Origin of the sequence: Paraburkholderia sp. SIMBA_030 (assembly GCF_046535245.1) — a bacterium.
Classification (GTDB): domain Bacteria; phylum Pseudomonadota; class Gammaproteobacteria; order Burkholderiales; family Burkholderiaceae; genus Paraburkholderia.
The window spans coordinates 98,811-121,916 of the sequence record NZ_JAWRXB010000026.1; the positions used below are offsets into that span (position 1 = coordinate 98,811).

Annotated in this window: 21 protein-coding genes; 14 read left to right on the plus strand and 7 right to left on the minus strand. The window is 63.1% G+C overall.

Annotated elements, in window-relative coordinates; all coding sequences use genetic code 11:
* Window positions 1-6 precede the first annotated feature (6 nt).
* Both SB772_RS34170 and SB772_RS34175 read right to left on the minus strand, forming a co-directional pair.
* On the minus strand, window positions 7-918 hold the full coding sequence (locus SB772_RS34170) for an acyltransferase family protein (RefSeq protein ID WP_410837565.1): 912 nt from the start codon (window positions 916-918) through the stop codon (window positions 7-9).
* On the minus strand, window positions 875-1,027 hold the full coding sequence (locus SB772_RS34175; RefSeq protein ID WP_410837541.1) for a hypothetical protein: 153 nt from the start codon (window positions 1,025-1,027) through the stop codon (window positions 875-877). Before SB772_RS34175 ends, SB772_RS34170 begins: the two co-directional genes overlap by 44 nt.
* On the opposite strand from SB772_RS34175, the gene SB772_RS34180 reads away from it, so the two are divergent.
* The 9 genes from SB772_RS34180 (at window position 1,026) to SB772_RS34220 (ending at window position 13,607) form a co-directional block, all read left to right on the plus strand.
* Window positions 1,026-2,345 carry an Nramp family divalent metal transporter gene (locus tag SB772_RS34180; RefSeq protein ID WP_410837542.1) on the plus strand — a complete coding sequence of 440 codons (1,320 nt, stop codon included), beginning with the start codon at window positions 1,026-1,028 and terminating at the stop codon, window positions 2,343-2,345. The genes SB772_RS34175 and SB772_RS34180 overlap by 2 nt on opposite strands.
* Before the next feature lie 184 nt (window positions 2,346-2,529).
* Window positions 2,530-3,552, plus strand: a complete 1,023-nt coding sequence (locus SB772_RS34185; protein ID WP_410837543.1) for an aldo/keto reductase — start codon at window positions 2,530-2,532, stop codon at window positions 3,550-3,552.
* Between the two features lie 601 nt (window positions 3,553-4,153).
* Entirely contained in the window at window positions 4,154-5,164 is a 1,011-nt protein-coding gene (gene deoC, locus SB772_RS34190) for a deoxyribose-phosphate aldolase (RefSeq protein ID WP_410837544.1), read from the plus strand.
* 16 nt (window positions 5,165-5,180) lie between these two features.
* Window positions 5,181-7,574, plus strand: a complete 2,394-nt coding sequence (locus tag SB772_RS34195) for an aldehyde dehydrogenase family protein (protein ID WP_410837545.1) — start codon at window positions 5,181-5,183, stop codon at window positions 7,572-7,574.
* 150 nt (window positions 7,575-7,724) lie between these two features.
* Window positions 7,725-8,699, plus strand: coding sequence for a ribokinase (gene rbsK / locus SB772_RS34200; protein WP_410837546.1), 975 nt, complete (start codon window positions 7,725-7,727; stop codon window positions 8,697-8,699).
* A 34-nt stretch (window positions 8,700-8,733) separates the two neighbouring features.
* The gene (locus SB772_RS34205) at window positions 8,734-9,792 is read left to right on the plus strand and encodes an ABC transporter permease (RefSeq protein WP_410837547.1); all 1,059 of its coding nucleotides are present in this window, start codon (window positions 8,734-8,736) and stop codon (window positions 9,790-9,792) included.
* 117 nt (window positions 9,793-9,909) lie between these two features.
* Complete coding sequence (locus SB772_RS34210; RefSeq protein WP_410837548.1) at window positions 9,910-10,914, plus strand: autoinducer 2 ABC transporter substrate-binding protein; 1,005 nt, start codon at window positions 9,910-9,912, stop codon at window positions 10,912-10,914.
* A 68-nt stretch (window positions 10,915-10,982) separates the two neighbouring features.
* Window positions 10,983-12,533, plus strand: coding sequence for a sugar ABC transporter ATP-binding protein (locus tag SB772_RS34215; RefSeq protein ID WP_410837549.1), 1,551 nt, complete (start codon window positions 10,983-10,985; stop codon window positions 12,531-12,533).
* Window positions 12,534-12,548: 15 nt separating this feature from the next.
* Entirely contained in the window at window positions 12,549-13,607 is a 1,059-nt protein-coding gene (locus SB772_RS34220; protein ID WP_410837550.1) for an ABC transporter permease, read from the plus strand.
* Window positions 13,608-13,669: 62 nt separating this feature from the next.
* Here the strand turns inward: SB772_RS34220 and SB772_RS34225 are convergent, their stop codons facing one another.
* The 3 genes from SB772_RS34225 to SB772_RS34235 form a co-directional block, all read right to left on the minus strand.
* Window positions 13,670-14,395, minus strand: a complete 726-nt coding sequence (locus SB772_RS34225; protein WP_410837551.1) for a DeoR/GlpR family DNA-binding transcription regulator — start codon at window positions 14,393-14,395, stop codon at window positions 13,670-13,672.
* Between the two features lie 105 nt (window positions 14,396-14,500).
* Entirely contained in the window at window positions 14,501-15,346 is an 846-nt protein-coding gene (locus SB772_RS34230; RefSeq protein ID WP_410837552.1) for an amidohydrolase family protein, read from the minus strand.
* A gap of 44 nt (window positions 15,347-15,390) precedes the next feature.
* Entirely contained in the window at window positions 15,391-16,689 is a 1,299-nt protein-coding gene (locus SB772_RS34235; RefSeq protein ID WP_410837553.1) for an MFS transporter, read from the minus strand.
* A gap of 173 nt (window positions 16,690-16,862) precedes the next feature.
* Here SB772_RS34235 and SB772_RS34240 point away from each other — a divergent pair, with 173 nt between their 5' ends.
* Together SB772_RS34240 and SB772_RS34245 are read left to right on the plus strand one after the other, a co-directional pair.
* Window positions 16,863-17,588: a GntR family transcriptional regulator gene (locus SB772_RS34240; protein ID WP_410837554.1), complete on the plus strand. Its 726-nt coding sequence runs from the start codon at window positions 16,863-16,865 to the stop codon at window positions 17,586-17,588.
* 200 nt (window positions 17,589-17,788) lie between these two features.
* A complete protein-coding gene (locus tag SB772_RS34245; protein WP_410837555.1) occupies window positions 17,789-19,099 on the plus strand; it encodes an MFS transporter in 1,311 nt (436 codons plus the stop codon).
* A gap of 86 nt (window positions 19,100-19,185) precedes the next feature.
* Here SB772_RS34245 and SB772_RS34250 read toward each other — a convergent pair whose 3' ends face one another.
* Both SB772_RS34250 and SB772_RS34255 read right to left on the minus strand, forming a co-directional pair.
* A complete protein-coding gene (locus SB772_RS34250) occupies window positions 19,186-19,881 on the minus strand; it encodes a mobilization protein (RefSeq protein ID WP_410837556.1) in 696 nt (231 codons plus the stop codon).
* 252 nt (window positions 19,882-20,133) lie between these two features.
* Window positions 20,134-20,571 (minus strand): hypothetical protein, encoded by a 438-nt coding sequence (locus SB772_RS34255; protein ID WP_410837557.1) that lies wholly within the window; start codon window positions 20,569-20,571, stop codon window positions 20,134-20,136.
* Between the two features lie 339 nt (window positions 20,572-20,910).
* Here SB772_RS34255 and SB772_RS34260 point away from each other — a divergent pair, with 339 nt between their 5' ends.
* The 3 genes from SB772_RS34260 to SB772_RS34270 form a co-directional block, all read left to right on the plus strand.
* On the plus strand, window positions 20,911-21,057 hold the full coding sequence (locus SB772_RS34260) for a hypothetical protein (RefSeq protein ID WP_410837558.1): 147 nt from the start codon (window positions 20,911-20,913) through the stop codon (window positions 21,055-21,057).
* Window positions 21,058-21,206: 149 nt separating this feature from the next.
* Entirely contained in the window at window positions 21,207-21,953 is a 747-nt protein-coding gene (locus tag SB772_RS34265; protein ID WP_410837559.1) for a GntR family transcriptional regulator, read from the plus strand.
* A gap of 127 nt (window positions 21,954-22,080) precedes the next feature.
* On the plus strand, window positions 22,081-23,106 hold a 1,026-nt coding region (locus SB772_RS34270; RefSeq protein ID WP_410837560.1), incomplete at its 3' end, for a gamma-glutamyltransferase family protein.

The window sequence follows — 23,106 nt, forward strand, 5'->3', positions numbered from 1 at the left end:
TGAAAGTCAGGCCGCCGGCGCCGTCGGCGCGTCCGGCGTGTATTTCCGTAGCCGCTGGGAAATCAGATGCGAGGGCCTTTCGATGATCCGGTAGAACGCATAGCTGATCGCGAACGCCAACGCCACCTGTACGAACCATGCGAAGCGGGAGGTGTCGTCGAAGCTGGTCATCTCCAGCAGTGCAAGCGCCATCTTGTGGCAAAGATAGAGGCTATAGGACCACGCGCCGAAAGCGGCCAGTCTGGACCATACGCCTGCTTTGGACGGCGTGGCTGTCTCCGCCGCGATCCAGACTGCCGCAAGGAACTGAAATAGCGGCAGCGTGATATCGGGCGTGATCAGCGGCACGGTTGCCGGTTTGAGATTCGATTCGGATAGCAAAATCATCACTGCCGCCCCGGCCGCGACAACCGCGACTCTGAGCGCAACCAGACGGTCTGCCAGGTAATGAGTGGTCCGGTCGAGGCCGCGCTTGATCATCATGGTGAGCGGCGAATACGCGCCACGTATGTGGAACTGCTCCGCGTTGCGCTGGGTTTCGGCGATCAGGCAGCCGAAAATCCATCCGGCCGCATACAGCAAAGCCGTACCTGGAATTCGATACGTTTCATAGACGCAGCTGTGGCAAACGGGGTGCCCAAACAGACGAACCACTGCCACCATCACACCGGCCGCAAGCGCGCTGCCGGCGATCATTTCGCCGATATAGCGAAACCGCGGGCGCAAGACTGGGTAAATGGCGTAATACACCATCTCACAGTAGAGCGACCAAAGCACGGATTCCAGATAATTCTGTCCCGTCGTTAAAGGTTGGACGAGGCACAGCAGAATGACCAGCGGTAATCCAATACGAATAAATCTGGACGCGTAATAGTTAATCGGCTTGAGCGTGACATGGCGAACGCGCTTCGCCGGAATCGAGCACCATTACGTTATCGGTAGCCTGTGCCCGATTTGTGACTATCGGCGTAGAGTAGGCAGCAGTGCCCGGTATTTCCAGCACCGCTTCCTGGATGAGGTAAAACATGGATGATCGCGTCAAGGAGCCGGTCCGCCACGGCAGGTTGACCGAAAAGACGACCGTTGCGATCCGCGAGGCGCTCGATGGGCGTCGCGGCGGGCTGGCCATGCTCCTTCCGTTCGCTGGTCCGGCGGTGGTCGTATCGGTCGCCTATATGGACCCGGGCAACTTTGCGACGAACATTCAGGCGGGCGCGCGCTACGGTTATTCCCTGTTGTGGGTGGTGCTGCTGGCCAACGTGATCGCGATGCTGTTTCAGGCGCTCTCGGCGAAACTTGGCATTGTCACGGGGCAAAATCTTGCGGAGTTGTGCCGCACACATTTCCCGAAGCCGCTCGTCTGGCTGATGTGGGGCGTGAGCGAGGTTGCCGCGATGGCGACTGATCTGGCTGAATTCCTCGGCGGCGCGATCGGCCTTGCGCTGCTTTTCCATATGCCGCTTTTCGCGGGCATGGTCCTGACGGCGCTGATCACTTACGGTTTGCTGCTGTTCGAGAAGGCGGGCTTCAGGCCGCTCGAGCTGGCGATCGGGGCGCTCGTGGGTATCGTCGGGTTATGTTATCTGGCAGAACTGTTCCTGACGCCGGTTCATTGGCCGGACGTTGCCAGGCACCTCTTCACACCCCAGGTACCCGATGCGCAGGCGCTCACCATTGCGGTCGGCATCATCGGCGCAACGGTGATGCCGCACGCGCTTTTCTTGCATTCCGGGCTGACTCAGCGCCGAGCGTCCGCACGAACCGAAGGCGAGCGTGTGAAGCTGGTGCGCTTCTCCAATATCGAGGTGATGATCGCGCTGACGATAGCCGGACTGATCAACATGGCGATGGTCATCATGGCCTCCGGCGCATTTCATGCCGGACACCCGGAGGTCGCGGAAATCGAGTCCGCCTATCACACGCTCGCGCCGCTGCTCGGAATCGGGGCAGCAGGCGTATTCCTGCTGTCGCTGATTGCCTCCGGCATATCCAGCTCGGTCGTCGGGACGATGGCGGGGCAGATGGTCATGCAGGGTTTCGTCGGCTTTCAGATTCCGCTGTGGCTGCGCCGGGTGGTCACGATGATCCCGAGTTTTCTTGTCGTCGGCTTCGGCGTGAACGCCACCCAGGCACTGGTCGTCAGCCAGGTCGTGCTGAGTATCGCACTGCCGTTTCCGATGGTGGCGCTCGTGTGGTTCACCTGCCGGCGCCAGGTGATGGGCGTGTACCGCAGTCACGCCGTGACTGCGGCGCTGGCTATCGCGGGGGCTGTCGCTGTCCTGTCCCTCAACGTCGTCCTGGTGTTGCAGATTTTCGGCGTCCAGATACCGGGCCTCGCTACGTGACGAAATGTGCGTTGCCGCGTGCCTGCGTGACGGCGACGAATGCTTTCAGGTCGGAAAGGTCAGGTTCCTGCATCGTTCGTTTTTCCGCGCAGGTTATCCGGATTGAGGTGGATTATCGCACGCGCCAATTCGCCGATACTTCTGGTCAAGCGCCCTCCTTGTGGCGCAACTACCGAGGAACATCATGAAGCAACTTCAACTGGGTAAGACTGGCGCGCAAAGCTCCGCCATCGGTCTTGGCTGTATGGGCATGTCGGGTATGTACGGTCCGTCCGATCGCGCTGAAAGCATCGCGACGATCCACGCCGCGCTCGAAGCAGGCATCACGCTGCTCGATACCGGCGATTTCTATGGGTCCGGCCACAACGAGATGCTGATCGGCGAGGCGCTGAAAAGCGCTCCGGCCTCACGGCGCGACGCGGCGATCGTCAGCGTGAAATTTGGGGCGATGCGCGATCCCGCGGGTGGCTGGTCGCTCTACGACGCGCGGCCCGCGGCGGTCAAAAACTTTCTCGCTTATTCGCTGCAGCGCCTGGGCGTCGATCACATCGACATCTACCGGCCCGCGCGGCTGGATCCGAACGTGCCGATCGAAGACACGATCGGCGCGATCGCCGACATGATCAAGGCCGGCTATGTGCGGCACATGGGCTTGTCCGAAGTCGGCGCGGCGACTATCCGTCGTGCGGCGGCGGTGCACCCGGTGAGCGACCTGCAGATCGAATATTCGCTGATTTCGCGCGGCGTCGAAGCAGAGATCCTGCCGACCTTGCGCGAACTCGGTATCGGCGTGACGGCCTACGGTGTGCTGTCGCGCGGCCTGATCAGCGGACACTGGACCAAAGATTCCGCGGGAAAAGGCGATTTTCGCGCGATGAGTCCGCGCTTTCAGGGGGACAACGTCGATCACAATCTCGCGCTCGTGGATGCCCTTCGCAAGGTGGCCGATGCCAAAGGCGTCACGGTCGCGCAGATTGCCATTGCGTGGGTTGCCGCGCAAGGCAGCGATATCGTGCCGCTGGTTGGCGCACGCCGGCGCGATCGTCTTGCCGAGGCGCTCGGCGCGGTCGACGTGACGCTCACCACGGAGGATCTGACTGCGATCGCGCAGGCGGTGCCTAAAGGGGCCGCGGCGGGTGAGCGTTACGCGGCGGCGCAGATGGCGCATCTCGACAGCGAAAAGGGAAGCCACGGCCACGCGGCCTGATTCGACGGCTTCAAGCGTCGCTCCTGACCTTGCGTGGCGAGCGTACCGAGCGCGGTTTCTTGTTGGTCTCAGGAGCAGCCCTCCTTGGCCTCTGCCCCCTGGGAATGGGCGTCGGCCGCCGTGCGTCGGCGCCGCGCTCCCCCTGCCCAAGCATCAGCCACAAGCCGGCTTTGCTTTCTTGCATGCGTCCGCAAGCTGGGCCGGCGGGTCTTTCTTGAAGACGGTCTTGTAAGCCTCGAGCACGGTCGCCTGGACTACCGGCAAAGACTGCACGCCGATCCACGCCCGCGACACGGATCAATGGCACCTGTGGCGATGAAGCGGCCGTGACCGCAACCGGCTCACTCATCTGGCATGTCTCCTTCGTCGATGCGACGAAATTCTTTTCTTTGTGTGTCGCGATCGATCGCGACAATGGTTGTGATCTTCGAACCATGGATATGGTGCGTCAATAATATTTAAGGCGTTAAGGCAGGTTCAGCTAGGCTAAATGTAACGATTGGTTCGCAAAGCTTGTTATGATTCTATCAATCGTTGTAGCATAAGTGCGGATCAATCGTCGGCCGCTGGTTGTGCGTCGCATCAAAATTCCGGATGTCTCATGCCTGAAAGTTCTTCCTTGTCTTCTTCGGTCGTTGCGCTGCGCGGCGGGCCGCACATCCATCCGGTTCGCAACCCGGGCACGCCGTTCGACGCGTCATGGCTGGACGGTCTGCGCGTCAACCAGTCCGCGGTCGAACGGCGCACGTCCACGCTTGCCACGCGCCGTACCGTCAAGAAGGATGCGCAGGCCGCGTGGCTGCTGAAGGCCGTCACCTGCATCGACCTCACGACGCTCAACGGCGACGACACCGAAGGCCGCGTGCGGCGCCTCTGCGCGAAAGCGCGCCAGCCGGTGCGCGCCGATCTGCTCGACGCGCTCGGCATCGCGCCGCAGGGCATCGCGACGGGCGCGGTCTGCGTGTACCACCGCTTTGTCGCGGCGGCGGTCGATGCGCTCCATGGCAGCGGCATTCCGGTCGCCGCGGTATCCACCGGTTTTCCGGCCGGACTGATTCCGCATCCGCTGAAGCTGAAAGAGATCGAGGCTTCCGTCGCGGACGGCGCGATGGAAATCGACGTCGTGGTGACGCGCGAATACGTGCTCACCGGCAACTGGCAGGCGCTTTACGACGAAGTGCGCGAGTTCCGCGCGGCGTGCGGCCCGGCGCATCTGAAGACGATTCTGGCGACCGGCGACATTCGCACGCTGTCCAACGTTGCGCGCGCATCGATGGTCTGCATGATGGCCGGCGCCGACTTCATCAAGACATCGACCGGCAAGGAAGGCGTCAACGCGACGCTCGACGTGTCGCTCGTGATGGTGCGCATGATCCGCGAATACCAGGCGCGCACGGGTGTGCCCATCGGTTTCAAGCCCGCGGGTGGCGTGTCGAACGCGAAGTCCGTGCTGTCGTACCAGATCCTGATGAAGGAAGAACTCGGCCGCCCATGGCTCGAACCGGCGTTGTTCCGGATCGGCGCGTCGAGTCTGCTGGCCGATATCGAACGCCAGCTCGAACATCATGTGAGCGGCCGTTATTCCGCTTTCAACCGTCACCCCGTAGCCTGAACACAAGACCGATCCCATGAGCGTAGCCGAGTATTTTTCATCGATGGAGTACGGTCCCGCACCCGAGGACGACCACGCCGCGCGCGCATGGCTCGCGCAGCACGAGACGAGCTTCGGGCATTTCATCGGCGGTGCGTGGCATGCGCCGGCCGCCGGTGAGCGCTTCGTCTCGCACGCGCCCGCGACGGGCGAGCGGCTCGCCGATATCGCGCAGGGCGAGGCGGCCGATATCGACGCGGCCGTGGCCGCTGCGCGCGCCGCGCAACCGGGCTGGCTCGCGCTGGGCGGCGCCGGGCGCGCGCGGCACCTGTACGCGCTCGCGCGCATGGTCCAGCGTCATAGCCGGCTGTTCGCCGTGCTCGAAGCGCTCGACAACGGCAAGCCGATCCGCGAAACGCGCGATATCGATGTGCCGCTCGTCGCGCGGCACTTTCTGCATCATGCTGGCTGGGCGCAGTTGCAGGACAGCGAATTCGCCGGTTACGCGCCGCTCGGCGTGGTCGGTCAGATCGTGCCGTGGAATTTTCCGCTGCTGATGCTCGCGTGGAAGATCGCACCGGCGATTGCCACGGGCAACTGCGTCGTCCTGAAGCCCGCCGAATACACGCCGCTCACGGCCTTGCTGTTCGCCGAGCTCGCGCATCGGGCAGGCTTGCCGGCAGGTGTGCTGAACGTCGTGACGGGCGACGGCCGCACCGGCGCGGCGCTCGTCGCGCATCCGCAGGTCGACAAGATCGCCTTTACGGGTTCGACCGAAGTCGGGCGATCGATCCGCTCGGTTACGGCCGGCTCGGGCAAATCGCTGACGCTCGAACTCGGCGGCAAGTCGCCGTTCATCGTGTTCGACGACGCGGACCTCGACGGCGCTGTGGAAGGCGTAGTCGACGCGATCTGGTTCAACCAGGGGCAGGTCTGTTGCGCCGGTTCGCGGCTGCTCGTGCAGGAGGGGATCGAAGCACGCTTCATCGCGAAGCTGAAGCGCCGCATGGAAACGCTGCGCGTCGGCACCTCGCTCGACAAGAGCATCGATATCGGCGCGATCGTCGATCCGGTGCAGCTCGAACGCATCGCGTCACTGGTGGAAAGCGGGCGGCGCGAAGGCTGCTCGATCTGGCAGCCAGCCAATGCAACGACGCCGGCCGGCGGCTGCTTTTATCCGCCCACGCTTATCACCGGCGTGGCGCCGGCTGCCACGCTCGCGCAGGAAGAAATCTTCGGCCCCGTGCTGGTGACGATGAGCTTCCGTACGCCCGATGAAGCCATCGCACTCGCCAACAACTCGCGCTATGGGCTCGCCGCCAGCGTGTGGAGCGAAACGATCGGCCGCGCGCTCGACATCGCGCCGCGTCTTGCGTGCGGGGTCGTGTGGATCAATGCGACGAACCTGTTCGACGCGGCGGTCGGCTTCGGCGGCTATCGCGAATCGGGCTATGGGCGCGAAGGCGGACGTGAGGGCATCCACGAATATCTGAAACCGCGTGCGTGGCTCAACCTTGCGGAGCGTCGGCCGGTGGTTCGCGCGGCGGGCGCAGGCGCAGGCGAGCGTGATCGGCCGGCGGCTATCACGTTGATCGACCGTACCGCGAAGCTGTTCATTGGCGGCAAGCAGGTGCGTCCAGATAGTGGGTATTCGTTGCAGGTTCACGCACCGGATGGCACGCCGGTCGGCGAAGTGGGCGAGGGTAACCGGAAGGACATTCGCAACGCGGTCGAAGCGGCACGGGCGGCGCAGAAGTGGTCGCAGGCGAGCACGCATCACCGCGCTCAGGTGCTGTTCTACCTCGCCGAGAATCTTGCCGTGCGCGCGGACGAATTCGCGCGGCAGCTCGTCGTGAGAAACGGGGCGACGGAAGCGGCGGCGCGTGCGGAAGTCGAGGCAGCGGTAGCGCGCCTGTTCACCTACGCCGCGTGGGCCGACAAGTTCGATGGCGCCGTGCATACGCCGCCGCTGCGCGGCGTCGCACTGGCGATGCACGAACCGCTTGGCGTGATCGGCATTGCCTGTCCGGACGAGGCGCCGTTGCTCGGTTTCGTTTCGCTGGCGGCGCCCGCGCTGGCGATGGGCAATCGCGTCGTCGTGTTGCCGGGTGAGGCGTGTCCGCTGACGGTCACCGATTTTTATCAGGTGGCCGAGACCTCGGACGTGCCCGGCGGCGTGCTCAACATCGTGACGGGTGAACGCGCAGCGCTGCTGCCGGCGCTCGCCGGACACGGCGATGTCGATGCCGTCTGGTGCTTCGGCAATGCGGCGGATTCGACGCTGGTCGAAGGCGAATCGATCGGTAATCTGAAGCGTACGTTTGTCGATCACGGCCGCCGGTTCGACTGGTTCGACCGTTCGAGCGAAGGCCTGCCGTTTTTGCGCCAGGCCGTGCAGGTAAAGAACATCTGGATACCGTACGGAGACTGATCGACAGTTGGAGTGAACGTCTGAACGACATGCACGCCAACCAGAAAATGGAGGAGACAACGTGCTGAAGAATCTGGATCTGCTGTTGAATACCGTGCCGTTGAATGCCGATGGACTGATCGCTACTGTTACCCCGCGAGCGGAACGCACATGAACGCACCCCAGCAACGAAGCGGGCGCATCGTCATTCTCGGCATCTACGTCACCGACCTGACGTTTCGCGCCGAGCGCATGCCGCTGATCGGCGAGACGATCGCCGGCTCGGCATTCGCGATGGGGCCGGGCGGCAAGGGTTCGAATCAGGCGGTCGCGGCGGCGCGTGCCGGCGCTGAAGTGGTCTTCTGCACCCGCATCGGCAACGACGCGTTCGGCGCGATTGCCCGCACGACGTGGGCTGCCGAAGGCATCACGGCGCGCGCGTCGGTCGTCGAAGGTGTTTCCACCGGCGCGGCGCATATCTTCGTCGACGACACCACCGGCATGAACGCGATCATCGTCGCATCCGGCGCGGCCGGCACGATGAACGCCGCCGACGTCGACGCGATCGAAGCCGACATCGCCGCCGCGCGCGTGTTTGTCACGCAGCTCGAACAGCCGCTGCCTGCCGCGCGCCGCGGTCTGCAAGTTGCGCGCAAACACGGCGTCATCACCGTGTTCAATCCGGCGCCCGCGTTGCCGCTCGACGACGGCATCTTCCCGTTGTGCGACTACATCACCCCGAACGAAACCGAAGCCACTGCGCTGACCGGCGTGCCGATCGCGAATGCGGACGATGCGCGCCGTGCCGCCGATGTGCTGCTCGCCAAGGGTGTCGGCGCGGTGATCGTCACGCTCGGCGAAGGCGGCGCGTTGCTGCATTCGGCGACCCAATCGGTACACGTGCCGGCTTACCAATGCGGTCGCGTGGTGGAAACCGCCGGTGCCGGCGACGGCTTTACGGGCGGCTTCGCGGCGGCGCTCGCACGCGGCGACGATGCGATTACCGCGATGCGCTTCGGTTGCGCGCTCGCGGGCATTTCCGTGACGCGTCCGGGCACGGCGCCCTCCATGCCGACGCTCGATGAAGTGAAGCGGGTAATGAACCAGTCCGGGAGCCAGTCGAGCCGGACGTCCCAGGCATGCTGACTATTTGTGCAGGTTGAAGGAGATCGTCATCACCATGAAGTCCTCGTTCGCCGCTGGAAAGCTGTTTGCCGACCGGCAACTGAATTTCCTGCTGATCGTCAATGTGCTCGTCGTGCTGGTCGCGACGTGGCTATCGCACGGGCAGTTCGTCGACATCGACAACCTGCAATCGATGGGCGGCCAGTTGCCCGAACTCGGTTTGCTCGCGCTCGGCATCATGCTGTCGATGGTATCCGGCAACGGCGGGATCGACCTGTCCGGCGTCGGGCTTGCCAATCTGTCGGGCATGGTCGCCGCGATGGCCGTGCCGCACTTCGTCAACGGCGACGACTCGCCGGTGCTCTATACGGCGCTGTTCTGCGCGATCGTGGTGGCGGTGGGGCTGCTGGGTGGGCTCCTGAACGGCGTGGTCATCGCGCGCCTCAGGCTCACGCCGATTCTCTGTACGCTCGGCACACAGCTGCTGTTCACGGGCTTTGCCGTGGTGCTGAGCAACGGCGCGTCGGTGCACGTCGACTATGTCGACCCGTTGTCGAGTATCGGTAACGGGACGGTGTTTCAGGTGCCGATCGCGTTTTGCATCTTTATCGCGGCAGTCGTCGTGCTGGGGTGGCTGCTCAAACGCAGCCCGTTCGGCCTGCGCCTCTATCTGATGGGCACCAATCCCAAAGCCGCGTTCCATGCCGGCATTCCGCGCGCGCGGATGCTGATCACGACCTATGCAATGTGCGGCGTGCTTGCCTCGCTGGCGGGGCTCATCAGCGCGACGCACACGTCCAGCGCGAAATGGGATTACGGCAATTCATATCTGCTGATCGCGATTCTGATCGCGGTGATGGGCGGCGTGAATCCCGCGGGCGGCCACGGCCGCATCATCTGCGTGTTCTTTGCCGCGACGGTGCTGCAGTTTCTTTCGAGCCTGTTCAATCTGCTGGGCGTGTCGCAGTTCTTTGGCGATTGCGCGTGGGGTTTTCTGTTGTTGCTGTCGCTGGCATTTGCGGGCGGCGAGCGGGTGCGGGCGATTTTCGGCTTCGGCGGCGGTGGTGGTACCGGCGTCAGTACCAGTGGCGCGGGCACGGCGCGCAAGCGTTAGCTTTCGGGCGCGCGCAGGCAGGAGGCGCAACAAGAGTTTCAGTACGCGGCGGACAACGAGCCCTGGCTGTCCGCGACCGTGAAGAGGGGCGACATCGAACGATAAAGGAGACATCGCATGAAATTGACTCGACTGGGCGCCGCGCTCGCGGCAGGCGTCTTTACGGTGGGCGTGATCGCCGCTGCGCAGGCTGCAACCAACGAGACGATCGTCACGGTCGTCAAGGTGACGGGCATCAACTGGTTCAACCGGATGGACGACGGCGTCAAGGCGTTCGCGAAGGACAACCCCGGCGTGAACGCCTATCAGACCGGTCCGGGCCGCGCGGATGCCGCGCAGCAGCTGAAGATCATCGAAGACCTGATCGCGAAGAAGGTCACGGCGATTGCCGTCGTGCCCTACGACCCACCCACGCTCGAACCGGCGCTGAAGAAAGCGATGGATCGCGGCATCAAGGTGGTCACCCATGAGGCCGATAACGCGAAGAACACGATGGTCGACATCGAAGCGTTCGACAACACCGCATACGGCGCCGGCCTGAACGAGCGTCTCGCCTCATGCATGCACGACGACGGCAAGTGGGCCGTGCTGGTCGGTTCGCTCGGCAGCCGCTCGCAGGTGCAGTGGGCCGACGGCGGCATCGGCAATGCGAAGGCCAAATATCCGAAGATGGATCTGGTCGAGCCGAAGCTCGAAACCAACAACGATGGCGAGCGCGCGTACGAAGTCGCGAAGGAAGTGCTGCGCAAGCATCCGGATCTGAAGGGCTTCCAGGGCTCGTCCTCGCTCGACGTGATCGGCATTGGCCGCGCGGTCGAGGAAGCCGGCATGCAGGGCAAGATTTGCGTCTACGGCACGGGCTTGCCGACCGAAGCGGGCAAGTTCCTCGAAAGCGGCGCCGTCAACGGCATCGCGTTCTGGGATCCGAAGCTTGCGGGCATCGCGATGAACAAGGTCGCGCAGATGCTGATCGACGGCAAAACGGTCGAGAACGGGGCCGATCTCGGCATTCCTGGCTACACGAAGGTCACGGTCGCGAAGGGGCCGGGCAAGGGCATCATCGTGCGCGGCCAGGGCTGGGTGAACGTCGACAAGTCGAACTACAAGCAGTATCCGTTCTGATCCACGTTTCATGTTTTATGTGTTCCGGCGTGCCCAGGTGGGCACGCCTTACCTAGCGGTTCGCCATCATGAAACAACACGTATCGTCACCGCAGTCTCAACCGTCGCAGCCCTTTCTGCAGGTTGTCGGCGTGCACAAGCGGTTCACCGGCGTGCATGCATTGCGCGGCGTGAGCCTGTCGTTCGAGCGCGGTCAGATTTATCACCTGCTCGGCGAGAACGGTTGTGGCAAGAGCACGCTCATCAAGATCATTTCCGGCGCACAGCCGCCTGACGAAGGCGAGCTCATCATCGAAGGCGAAAGGCATGCGCGGCTCTCCGCGCTTGAAGCCCTCGCGGCGGGCATCGAAACGGTCTATCAGGACCTCTCGCTGCTGCCTAACATGAGCGTGGCCGAAAATGTCGCGCTTACTTCCGAGCTGGCCCTGCACGAAGGCAGGCTCGCCCGCACGTTCGACCGGCGCGCGCTGGCGCGCACGGCGGCGCGTGCACTCGAAGCAGTCGGTCTGCCCGGCGACCCGGATTTTCAGTCGACGCTGATCGAACAATTGCCGCTCGCGACGCGTCAGCTCGTCGCGATTGCCCGCGCGATCGCGAGCGAGGCGAAGTTCGTCATCATGGACGAGCCCACGACGTCGCTCACGCAAAAGGAAGTCGATAACCTGATTGCGGTACTTGCCAATCTGCGCGCGCAGGGCGTGACGGTGCTGTTCGTGAGTCACAAGCTCGACGAGTGCTACGCGATCGGCGGCGAAGTGATCGTGCTGCGCGACGGACAAAAAATGGCGCAGGGACCGATCGCGCAGTTCACGAAAGCGCAGATCAGCGAGTTGATGACCGGACGTCATCTGTCGAACGAGCGCTATCGTGAAGGTAGTCTTGGGAACGACGTCGTGCTCGATGTGCGGGGTTTCACGCGCACCGGCCAGTTCAATGACGTGTCGTTCGCACTGCACGGCGGCGAAATTCTGGGTGTTACCGGTCTGCTGGATTCGGGGCGCAACGAACTGGCCCGTGCGCTGGCAGGCGTCGCGCCGGCGCAGTCGGGGCAGGTCGTGCTCGACGGTCATGCCGTTTCATTGCGCACACCGTCGGACGCGAAACGACATCGCATCGGCTACGTGCCGGAAGACCGCTTGAACGAAGGCCTGTTCCTCGACAAGCCGATCCGCGACAACGTGATCACCGCGATGATTTCCAGTTTGCGCGACCGCTTCGGCCAGATCGATCGCGCACGCGCGCAGGCGCTCGCGGAGCAGACGGTGCAGGATTTGCAGATCGCGACGCCCGGCGTCGACAAGCCGGTGCAGTCGCTCTCGGGCGGCAATCAGCAGCGCGTGCTGATCGGCCGCTGGCTCGCGATCGAGCCGCGCGTGCTGATCCTGCATGGACCGACGGTCGGCGTCGACGTCGGATCGAAGGACATCATTTACCGCATCATGCAGCGGCTGTCACAGCGCGGCATCGGCATCATCCTGATCAGCGACGACTTGCCCGAACTGCTGCAGAACTGCGACCGCATCCTGATGATGAAGAAGGGGCGCGTCGCGAGTGAATACCGCGCCGACGAGCTGAATGAAGCTGATCTGTATCACGCGCTGCTTTCGGAAGCGGCATAGAGGACGCCAACACCCATGAACTCGCGCATGAATCCGCGCATGAACCAGACCATGAGCACCCCGACCGTCGTCGAAGTAACGCCCGAGGTCAAGCCGCCGGGCTTGCGGGCGAAGCTCGCGCGCAAGCCCGAGTGGTTCACCGTCGCGCTGATCGCAGTGACGTGCCTGATTGTCGGTGCGATCAATCCGCGCTTCTTCCAGCTCGCGACGCTCTTCGACCTGTTGCACTCGGCCACCACGATGTCGCTGTTCGCGCTGGGCACGCTGGTCGTGCTCGCCTCGGGCGGCATCGATGTATCGTTCACCGCGATCGCCGCGCTGACGATGTACGGCATCACCAAGGCGGTGTTCGCGTGGTGGCCCGACGCGCCCTTCGCGCTGATCCTGATCGCGGGCGCGCTCGGCGGCGTCGTGCTCGGCGTCGTCAACGGCCTGCTCGTGCACCGGTTGAAAGCGCCTTCGCTGATCGTCACGATCGGCACGCAGTATCTGTATCGCGGGCTTTTGCTGACGTTCATCGGCACGACGTTCTTCATGAACATTCCGCACAGCATGGATCGTTTCGGCCGCATTCCGCTGTTTTTCTATCACACGGCTGACGGACTGCGCGCGGTGCTGCCGGTTTCGGTGCTGGCGCTGGTGGCGGCCACCGTCGTCACGTGGTGGCTGCTGAACCGGACGATGATGGGGCGGGGCGTCTATGCGATGGGCGGCAGTCTGGCGATTGCCGAGCGGCTCGGCTACAACCTGCGCGCGATCCATCTGTTCGTATTCGGCTATACGGGCATGCTCGCCGGTATCGCCGGCATTCTGCATGTGTCGAACAACCGTCTCGCGAATCCGTTCGATCTGGTCGGCTCGGAACTCGATGTGATCGCGGCGGTGATCCTGGGCGGCGCGCGCATTACGGGCGGTACGGGTACGGTAGCGGGTACCTTGCTCGGCGTCGTGCTCGTGACGCTGATCAACAGCGTGCTGATTCTGGTCGGCGTGCCGAGCACCTGGCAGAAGGTGATCATCGGCGCCTTCATTCTGATCGCCGGGACGCTCTTCGCGTTGCAACGCAAAGGCTGAACGCCGCGATCGGCACGCCCGGTAGCGCAACGCGCGCTGCTGTGGCGTCGTGCCGTGGGCGATTACCTGCGCTTGCGGAACTCCTGGCCCTTCTCGGTGATGATCGAATCGAAGTCGTCGACTTGCGAGAAACGCACCGCTTTCACCACGCCGAACTTGCTCTGGTCCACCACCAGATGCCGTTCGACGGCACTCGCCATGGCGGCCTGTTTCAGCGCGACTTCGTGAAAATTCCAGCAGGTGACGCCGCGTGCGGTGTCCACGCCGCCCGCGGAAATGAACGCCTTGTTGATCCCCATGCGGCGCAGCATCTCCAGACTTTCTTCGCCCGCAAACGAATCTGACGACGGCACATAGACGCCGCCGAGCAGAATCATCCGCACATTCGGCTTGCGCCGCAGAATCTCCGCGACATTCAGCGAATAGCACACCACGGTGACATGGCGCTCGACCGGAATGAGCCGGGCCAGCGTGGTGAGCGTCGTGCCGCAGTCGATGAACAGCGTTTCGTTGTCGCCGATCAGCGTCGCCGCGATCGCGGACGCTTCTGCCTTGGCCTGCGCGAAGTGGTCTTTTTCCTCTTCGAGTGAATAGCCGGCGTTGTTCGGCACGTCAGTCGCGCTGACGATGTAGCCGCCGAGATAGGTGAATCGTTCTGGACTGCCTGCGATGTCGCGCCGGACAGTCATCTCCGATACGCCCAGCAGGCTGGCGGCGTCGCGCAGGCGCATCACGTTTTGCCTGGCCAGCGCATCGGCGAGGGCGCGGAGGCGATCGGGTTTCAGCATGGAGGTCCTGTCGCGCAGTGTGTGGGTGGGGCGTTATGGTTTGTTCGATTTGGTGAAAGAATTATAACAAGCCCTTGTCTGCGCGGCGAGCCTGGTTTGGTGACATCAAGACGTGCGTTGAAGCGTTTGCGCAGTCGATGCGTTGTGGTTCGCAGGCGCCTGCTCGAATCTGTAGAAGGCATGCGGGGTTGTGCACAAGATCGAGTCGACGACAGCGGGATCCAGTCCAAGGTCCAACAGCGTCGATAACGACTGGCCGTAGTCCATCACATGTTCATTCTGTGTGTGGGGCCAGTCGCTTCCCCACATCAGGCGCTCGGGACCGAAGTGTTCCAGGAGTCGGCTCGTCGCGTCACGGACGAAGCTTGAATCGGGCGCCGTGCAGCGGTACGCTCCCGAGACTTTGACCCAAACCCGCGCTGTCCTGCCAAAGCCAAGAAGCGCTTTGAACCCGGGGTCGCCTGTTCCCTTGTCTGGATCGGGCCGCCCGAAATGGTCGACTACGACCGGCAATCCCGCCTCGAGAAGGCAGTCGATCAACGGTGCCAGGTCATGCGCTTGCCTGTGCAATTCGACATGCCAACCGAGTCGCGACACTCGGTCCAGCAGGGTTGTCCACGATTTCGCGTGCAGGTCCGGTAACGCCTGCTCCATCAAGTTGAGCCGTACGCCGGTAATGCCTCGCTCATGCAGGTCAACTAACGTTTCTTCGGAGATATCGGGCGCGACAACCGCAACGCCCCTCAAGCGGCGGGTGTCACGGGACAGTGCCTGTAGCAGATAGCGGTTGTCGGTCCCGAGAAAGCTAGGTTGCACCAGAACGGCTAGGCCGATGTCGTGCGCGTTCAGAAGTTGCAGATAGGCCGCGAGGGTTGCATCGTAGCCCGGCGCGTAGCGCCGTCCGGCTGTCAGTGGCAAGCCTCGCTCGAAGACGTGCGCATGCGTGTCCACGCGACAGGGTCGCGACCGTACGGTGGATGCTGGCGCGTTCATCGTCAGCCCCGCGGAGGGTTCAGGGTCAACCGCGCGTGGTCGGCAGCATCGGGTGTGTGTTCCGGCGCAGCCTCACGTAACCGCTTGCCGCGCGTCTCGGGAAGGAGCAGAACGGCGACCATCGCAAGTCCATATGCAATTGCCGCGTCAATGCCGATGGCTGCGCCGAGCGACATCGAATGACTCATATAGCCGACGAGAACTGGAAATGCCGCCGAGGCGATGCGCCCGAAGTTGTAGCAGAATCCGACGCCGGTGCCGCGCATGTCGGCAGGGTAGAGCTCATTGAAGAGCGGCCCCAGGCTGGCCGGGATGCCGGCGGCGAAAAACCCGAGCGGGAAGCCGAGAACGAGCATCTGCGTGTTGGTCAGCGCAAGCATCACGTAGGCGAGCACGGTGACGATGCAGCAGAACGCGAACAACGCAATGTTGCGTCGACGGCCAATGCGGTCGAGCAGATGCGCGCTTGCCATGCAGCCGCACCAGAAGGCAACGATGACCACCGCCAGATAGCCGCCGGTGTTCAAAACCGAGAGGTGCCGCTCTTTTGCAAGGAAGGTCGGCAGCCACGTCATGATGGCGTAGTAGCCGCCGTGAGCGCCGGTGCCCAACACCGCGCCGATGAGGGTGGTCCGGATGACTCGCGGCTGAAAGACCTGGGTGATTTGCCCCAACGCGGAGACCTTGGGTTCCGCGCTTGCCGGAGCGACGCGCACGGGTTCCTTGAGGTTGCGCCGTACGAAGAGAACCAGGCCGGCCGGCAACAGGCCCACCGCGAACATCACTCGCCACGCCGTGTCCGCCGGTAACCAGGAGAAGACCACGGCATAGAGCAGAACGGCTGCGCCCCAACCAACCGCCCAGGCGCTTTGCACGGCGCCCATGGCCTTGCCGCGGTGTTCGGTCCGGATGGTTTCTGCCATCAGCACCGCGCCCGCCGCCCATTCGCCGCCGAATCCGAACCCTTGCAGCGCCTTGAGGATAAGGAGTTGGGGGAAGTTTTGAGCGAACGCACACAGAAACGTAAAGCCGGCGAACCAGAGAATCGTCATTTGCAGCGTTCGGACCCGCCCAAAGCGATCTGAGAGCGCCCCAGCGAGCCAACCTCCGAGCGCCGAAGACACGAGCGTCACGCTGCTGATCGCACCGGCCTGGGTATGGTCGATGCCATAAGCCGCAATGATGGCGGGAATGGCCAGCGTGAACATCTGCACGTCGAGCGCATCGAGTCCCCAACCTGCGAAGCAACCCCAAAAGGTGTTGCGTTCGAGGGGCGTGCCTTGCTTATACCAACCGAACATGCCTGTCTCCGTTCTTGCACGTCATACAGTCATATATATGACTGTATGACAAGTCTAGGCCGCCAGGCGAGAATCTTCATTCGGGATTAACCCTTGATCACTCGCCGGTTTCGGATGCGGTACAGTGGTAGCTCCTCTGAACAACTATATGAATCATGAATGCGCTTTCCGTCATGACCAAGCCAGACGATCGATTGCCACGGTATCAGCAATTGCGGGACGACCTTGTCAGCCGGATTGCCGCGGGGGAATGGGCGCTCGAGGAAGCCATCGCCACAGAGGCGGAGCTTGGTGAGTTCTATAACGTATCCACCGGCACGGTGCGTAAGGCGATCGACTTGCTGGTCGTCGACGGTGTGCTCACGCGCAGCCAGGGCAAGGGAACGTTCATTCGCCGGCCCCGTTTTGATTCGTCGCTGTTTCGCTTCTTCCGTTTCAAGTCGCGTACGGGGGAACCGGTACGGCCGACTGCGCGTGTGCTGAAACGTCAAGTGGTCAAGCCCAGCGCGGAGATTCGGGCGGCGCTGCGGATGAACGCCGCCGAGAAGGCGATTCATCTGTCACGCGTCCGGCTGATCGAAGGGCAAGCTGTCCTGTCTGAGGAAATCTGGCTGCCTCGCGCCCGCTTCGAACCACTGGCTACCCTGCCGCTCGATGATTTTGAGGACCTGCTGTACCCCCTATACGAGCGGCTTTGCCGGCAGATTGTGGCGTCCGCCACGGAAATTCTCAACGTGGAACAGGCCACATCCGACGACGCATCGCTTCTGGGCGTGGCGGTCGGCAGCCCGGTGATTCTGGTTCACCGCGTCGCGTCGGACTTCGCCGGGACGCCGTTTGAATGGCGCAGCACACGTGGCGGCGCTGCCACTTTCCAGTATCAGGTCGAAATCCGCTGAGCGGCGAAACCGCCTTCAAGACGAGGGTGGCGTTTCGATGCGCGCCTCGCGCGGGGTGCGGGTATCACCTCATGGCGCACATTTCAAATTCATACAATCATATATATGACTACATCAATTTGGCTGATTTCGCCGACGTAGCGACCACCGGTCCATGACGCGACGGTCGCGGTCGGGCAGCGAGGAAACTGGAGCGGACCATGTCTACACCGACAGGATTTGAGCAGCAGGTCATGAAAAAGATGGCGTGGCGGCTGATGCCGTTGCTGATCATCATGTTTCTCATTTCGTTCATCGACCGCCAGAACGTCGGCTTCGCCAAGCTGGAGATGGTGCATGCTCTCGGCATGACCGAAGCGTCATACGGCCTTGGGGCGTCGTTATTCTTCATCGGTTATCTCCTCTTCGAGGTGCCTAGCACGCTTGCGCTTCATCGCTTCGGCGCGCGGACGTGGCTTGCAAGAATCATGATGACCTGGGGGATCGTCACCGTTCTGATGGCGTTCACCCGGTCGCTGCCGGTCTTCTATTCGTTTCGCTTCGCATTGGGTGTCGCCGAGGCAGGCTTTTATCCCGGCGTCATCTATTACCTCACCCAATGGTTTCCGCAGAGTTACCGCACCAAGGTGCTGGGGTTCTTCACGCTGGGAAGTTCGCTGGCGAACATGCTCGGCTCGCTGATTGGCGGTCTTCTGCTGACGCTCGGCGGGACGTGGGGGTTCGCAGGTTGGCAATGGGTGTTTATCGCGACGGGCATTCCGGCCATCCTGATTGCATTTGTCGCGCTCAAATTTCTGCCGAATTCGGTGAAGGACGCGCCGTTTCTTTCTGAAGGGGAGAAGGACGTCGTTATTGCCGCGCTCAAACGCGAAGCGTCGGTCGAGGCGAAGGGGACACGGCCTTGGGGCGCGCTGCTCGACCCGAAGGTTCTGATGTTCGCGCTGACGTACATGCTGATGTCGACTTCGCTGTACGGCGTGACCTACTGGATGCCGACGCTTCTGAAAAGCGATGGCGTATCGTCGTCGCTCAATGGCGTTCTGAATATGATCCCGTGGGCGCTCGCCACGCTGTTGCTGCTCTGGCTTCCCGGAAAGCTCAAGCGCGAGCGCGTCGTTCTGAAGGCAATGAGTGTGGTGGCGGGAATCGGGGTGGTCTGCTTCGCGTCGAGCCTGGTATTGCCGAGCGCTTCGATGCGCTTCGCCGCCCTGTGCCTGGGTGGCGCCTGCATTCCGTTGCTGTACCCGTGCTTCTGGTCGATCCCCCCGCGGTTCTTTTCGGGCGCGAGAGCTGCGGCGAGCGTCGCGGCTATCAATGCCATCGGCAACCTCGGCGGGTTCGCCGGTCAGAACCTGATGCCTTATGTCGGCAAGGTGGCGCATAGCCCTGTCGCGCCGATGCTGGTGCCGACCGCATGTCTGTTCGTATTGGGGATTGGAACCGCTATCGCGGGGCTGGCTAGCGCGCGTCGCAGAATGGCGCTGGAGTCGGCGACGGCTCGCTCGATCTAGTGTGCCAGTTGCCGGGCCGACTCAGATTGAACAAACGGGGTCCCGGTGTTTCCGCAAAGAACTCGCGCTAGCGCATGCCTGCCGGCCTACAAAGCAAGCCTGTCCATTTCGCCATAAACGCGATGCAGCCACACTTTGACGCGTTGCCGCTCGAGCAGGCCGAGCCCATTGGTAGCGCGATCTGGGTGATTGACTGCCGCCCAGAAGCTCGCGCTTTGCTGGTCGATCTTCTGCATCGTCGTATCGGGTAGACGGCGTAGGGAGATCACGCTGGCGCCCATCGCTTCGGCTCGGGCGCGTTCGCCGGACGCATCCAGAATCTGGAAACGGTCGCCGCGGATTTCATTCAGGACGAGCACAAGCTTGAGCCGTCCGCCGAACTGGTCGAGCCATTCCCGTAGCAAATCGACCGAATCGCGTCCTGCGTCCATGACGTGCCACCAGGTCAGCTTCAGTCCATGCTCTTCGGCGAGACCGATCACGTCCGCATCGTCCAGCCATTGGGAGAGGGGCTGTTGAGTCTGAGCGGCGAGATCGACCAGAACGCGCCGCTGAGGATCCTCGAGCGCGTGTTCGATGATGGGATCGAGACTGTCGTGCTGATCGAGCACGGCCGGAGCGGCAAAATCGGCATAGAACCGCAATAAGGCGCCATGCGATTTGTCGGTATCGAAGCCAACGAACGGCATGCTCCGGTCGATGAAACGCTGGGCCAGCACACGCGCGACGAGCGATTTGCCAACGCCGCCTTTTTCGCCACCAATGAAGTGGATATGGCTCATTTCTGCGGATCCTTTGTGGTGATGCTGCCTGAGTCGAAAAGGACGCTACCAGATTTCGGTGACGTATCCGCGAAACAGGCTACACGGAAAAGAAATGAGCGGCGGCAGAACGATGCGATGCGTTCTCACGCAGCGCTGTCAAACTGAAGCGTTGCTGGCTGGGCGTCATGAGCGCAGCGTTGTCTACCTGTCGGTCCTGTATTAAGAGGTGACTAAGCGTGACAGTGCCGGCGAGACCGCGGCCGAATCGTTTTAGTCGTGGTGATGGTGCTTATGATGGCGCTTGCCGCCATAGTTGCCGTGACCATAGTCGTTTGAATACGCGTTACGCGACATATTGCCGCCTAACGCCGCACCCGCGCCGCCGCCAACGGCCGCGCCGACCAGGCCGCCGGTGCGCCCGCCCATCGCATTGCCCGCCGCCGTGCCGGCCCCGCCGCCCAGCGCGCCGCCGATGATCGCACCCGTGCGCTCATGACCGTGCGACGTCACTGCGCCGCCAGCGCCGCCACCGACCGCACCGCCGAGCACGGCACCCGTGCTGCCCCCGAGCGCGCCGCCGACCGCAGCGCCGGCAACGCCACCGACCGCGCCGCCAAGGGCATTGTTCATGTCGCCGGCAACAGCCGGCAGGGAGGCTGCCGCAGCAAGCGCTCCGATGGCAATAATCTGGGCGAGTTTTTTCGACATATGCAAAACCTTTTCTTTGTTCGAAGGACGCCAGCCAAATCGCGTGTCGATTGGCGTCCCGTTACCGTTGTGAGCCTGGATGGGGCGGTATCCGCCTATTGACCGGACATCGCGCCTGTTCACGCGCTTGCGCCGGTCGTGCCGGTCGTGCGACGTGAGAAAACGCGTCTTTTCCGATTTTTCGGCCCGAAGAATAGCATTTCCCGTCGCCGATTCCATCCAGAGATCTGGTAACAGACTGTTAAGAAATGCAAGTCCTGATCGGCGCTGATAGGGCCAGAAACAGACGACTCGTCCGGTCTGTCTAATAAATTATCGCGGCGTGAAAGCCGGGTTCATATGTTGCGCCCGCCTGGCGGCATCGCTGCGCAGGTCGGCGAAACGCTCGCCACCCAGAGCGAACCACATTGCAACATGGAAAAGCGAGAACGCCGCAGCTTTCTAAAGTCGATGAAGGTTGCTACGATCCCGACGATCATCTGGTGATGTACGCGAGTCCCGGGGATTCGCCGCCATTCGTCACGTTCATTAATAGCGATGTCGGCCCGGGCGGCGGATTTTATTTCCGTTGACGGATGTTTTCCGGCTGTCCGATAGTTTTGGCCCAAAAGATCCGTTAATTCCAGGCTCCGTGCGTGAACGACACAACCCGCTCTCCCTCATCGCGCGCTGACCATGTCTACTTCAGCGTGCGCGACGATATCTTCGACATGCGTCTCTTGCCCGGCGACCGGCTGACGGAAGGCAGCATCGCCGAGCGCTTCGGCGTGTCACGCACGCCGGCGCGCGAGGCGCTGCAGCGTCTGCAAAGCGACGGCCTGATGCGCGGCTACGTGCGCGGCGGCTGGGAAGTCGTGCCGATCGACTTCAAGCGCTTCGAAGACCTGTACGAGATGCGCAAGCTGATCGAAACCTTCGCGGTGGGGCGGCTCGTCGCCGCCGACACGTCGTTGTCGGGCAGCGTGACGCAGATGCTCGACCGGCTCGACGCCATCTGGAACGTTCCCCACGCGCAACGTATCCGCGACGGGCGCGAGATGGTGACGCTCGACGAAGCCTTTCACCAGGCGCTCGTCACCGCCGCCGACAACGCCGAGCTGAGCGCCGCGATGCAGCGCGTGACAGACCGCATCCGCGTGGTGCGGCGGCTCGATCTCGTCTACGGCGACTGCATCGACGATACCTACGACGAACACGTCGCGCTTCTCGATGCGATCCGCAATCGCGAAGCGGAACGCAGCGTCGCATTGATCGCGCGCCATATAGAAGGCAGCCGCGCCGAGGTGCGCAGTTTGACCGCCGAGCGCCTGCAACGCGCCCGCACCGCGATGGAGCCGCATGGCGCTCCGTATGCACCACCCAGGTTGCGGCGCACCACTTAGGGTCATCCCTTATTCACCGTCGGTTTTTCCAAAGCCTTATGTAGCGGACGTTTCAGTCCGCTATGCGCATTGGCACGTTTCTCGCGTACTCACAGGGTATGTATACAAGCAAAACCTCATCGAGAAAATGCCAGCCAATTACCTGAATTCCACGCGCGGCACCCGCGGCATGGCGGTCGCACCGCACGCGCTCGCTGCACAAAGCGCGCTCGCGATCCTGCGCGACGGCGGCAACGCCGTCGAAGCCATGGTCTCCGCCGCCGCGACCATTGCGGTCGTCTATCCGCATATGAACAGCATCGGCGGCGATGGTTTCTGGCTGATCTCGCGCCCCGGCGCCGCGCCCGTGGGCATCGAGGCGTGCGGCGCGGCGGCGCTCGCCGCGACGATCGGCGAATACCGCTCGCGCGGCCTTGCGGCGATTCCGGTACGTGGTCCGCTCGCGGCGAATACCGTGGCCGGCACCGTGTCCGGCTGGCAGCTCGCGCATCGCTGGTCGACGGAAACGCTCGGCGGAAAAGTGCCGGTCAAACGGCTGCTCGAAGACGCCATCCATTACGCGAAAGAGGGCGCGCCGGTCACGCGCAGCCAGTCGCAGTGCGTGGCGAGCCGGCTCGACGAATTGCATCCGATTGCCGGCTTTGCCGAGACCTTTCTGCACGACGAGCGCGCGCCCGCGACCGGCGAGCGTTTCGTCGCACCGCGCCTGGCTGCCACACTGGAGCGTCTCGCCGATGCCGGCCTCGACGATTTTTATCGCGGCGATCTCGCACGCAGCATCGCGGGCGATCTGCAGTCGGCCGGCTCGCTGCTGACGCTGGCCGATCTCGAACGCCACGAGGCGCGGCTACGCACGCCGCTTGCGCTCAAGCACTCGCTCGGCACGATCTACAACATGCCGCCGCCCACGCAGGGACTCGTGTCGCTGCTCATTCTGGGCATCCTCGACCGCGTGTTGACGAAGGACATGGACCCGCTCGGTCCCGAGTTCGTGCACGCGTGCGTGGAGGCGACCAAGCTGGCCTTCGCCGTGCGCGATACCGAGATCACCGATCCCGACCACATGCGCGCCGATCCGCGCGCGCTGCTCGAACCCGCGGCGCTCGACGCGATGGCCGCACGCTTCTCACCGACGCAGGCCGCGCCGTGGGGC

Bases quoted from the DNA above. Each gene is read 5' to 3' on its own strand.
- SB772_RS34245 (WP_410837555.1), top strand. From the start codon at position 17,789: ATGTCTACACCGACAGGATTTGAGCAGCAGGTCATGAAAAAGATGGCG.
- deoC (WP_410837544.1), top strand. From the start codon at position 4,154: ATGCCTGAAAGTTCTTCCTTGTCTTCTTCGGTCGTTGCGCTGCGCGGC.
- SB772_RS34180 (WP_410837542.1), top strand. From the start codon at position 1,026: ATGGATGATCGCGTCAAGGAGCCGGTCCGCCACGGCAGGTTGACCGAA.
- rbsK (WP_410837546.1), top strand. From the start codon at position 7,725: ATGAACGCACCCCAGCAACGAAGCGGGCGCATCGTCATTCTCGGCATC.
- SB772_RS34240 (WP_410837554.1), top strand. From the start codon at position 16,863: ATGACCAAGCCAGACGATCGATTGCCACGGTATCAGCAATTGCGGGAC.
- SB772_RS34235 (WP_410837553.1), bottom strand. From the start codon at position 16,689: ATGTTCGGTTGGTATAAGCAAGGCACGCCCCTCGAACGCAACACCTTT.
- SB772_RS34215 (WP_410837549.1), top strand. From the start codon at position 10,983: ATGAAACAACACGTATCGTCACCGCAGTCTCAACCGTCGCAGCCCTTT.
- SB772_RS34260 (WP_410837558.1), top strand. From the start codon at position 20,911: ATGTTGCGCCCGCCTGGCGGCATCGCTGCGCAGGTCGGCGAAACGCTC.
- SB772_RS34255 (WP_410837557.1), bottom strand. From the start codon at position 20,571: ATGTCGAAAAAACTCGCCCAGATTATTGCCATCGGAGCGCTTGCTGCG.
- SB772_RS34175 (WP_410837541.1), bottom strand. From the start codon at position 1,027: ATGTTTTACCTCATCCAGGAAGCGGTGCTGGAAATACCGGGCACTGCT.
- SB772_RS34195 (WP_410837545.1), top strand. From the start codon at position 5,181: ATGAGCGTAGCCGAGTATTTTTCATCGATGGAGTACGGTCCCGCACCC.
- SB772_RS34250 (WP_410837556.1), bottom strand. From the start codon at position 19,881: ATGAGCCATATCCACTTCATTGGTGGCGAAAAAGGCGGCGTTGGCAAA.
- SB772_RS34205 (WP_410837547.1), top strand. From the start codon at position 8,734: ATGAAGTCCTCGTTCGCCGCTGGAAAGCTGTTTGCCGACCGGCAACTG.
- SB772_RS34225 (WP_410837551.1), bottom strand. From the start codon at position 14,395: ATGCTGAAACCCGATCGCCTCCGCGCCCTCGCCGATGCGCTGGCCAGG.
- SB772_RS34210 (WP_410837548.1), top strand. From the start codon at position 9,910: ATGAAATTGACTCGACTGGGCGCCGCGCTCGCGGCAGGCGTCTTTACG.
- SB772_RS34220 (WP_410837550.1), top strand. From the start codon at position 12,549: ATGAACTCGCGCATGAATCCGCGCATGAACCAGACCATGAGCACCCCG.
- SB772_RS34185 (WP_410837543.1), top strand. From the start codon at position 2,530: ATGAAGCAACTTCAACTGGGTAAGACTGGCGCGCAAAGCTCCGCCATC.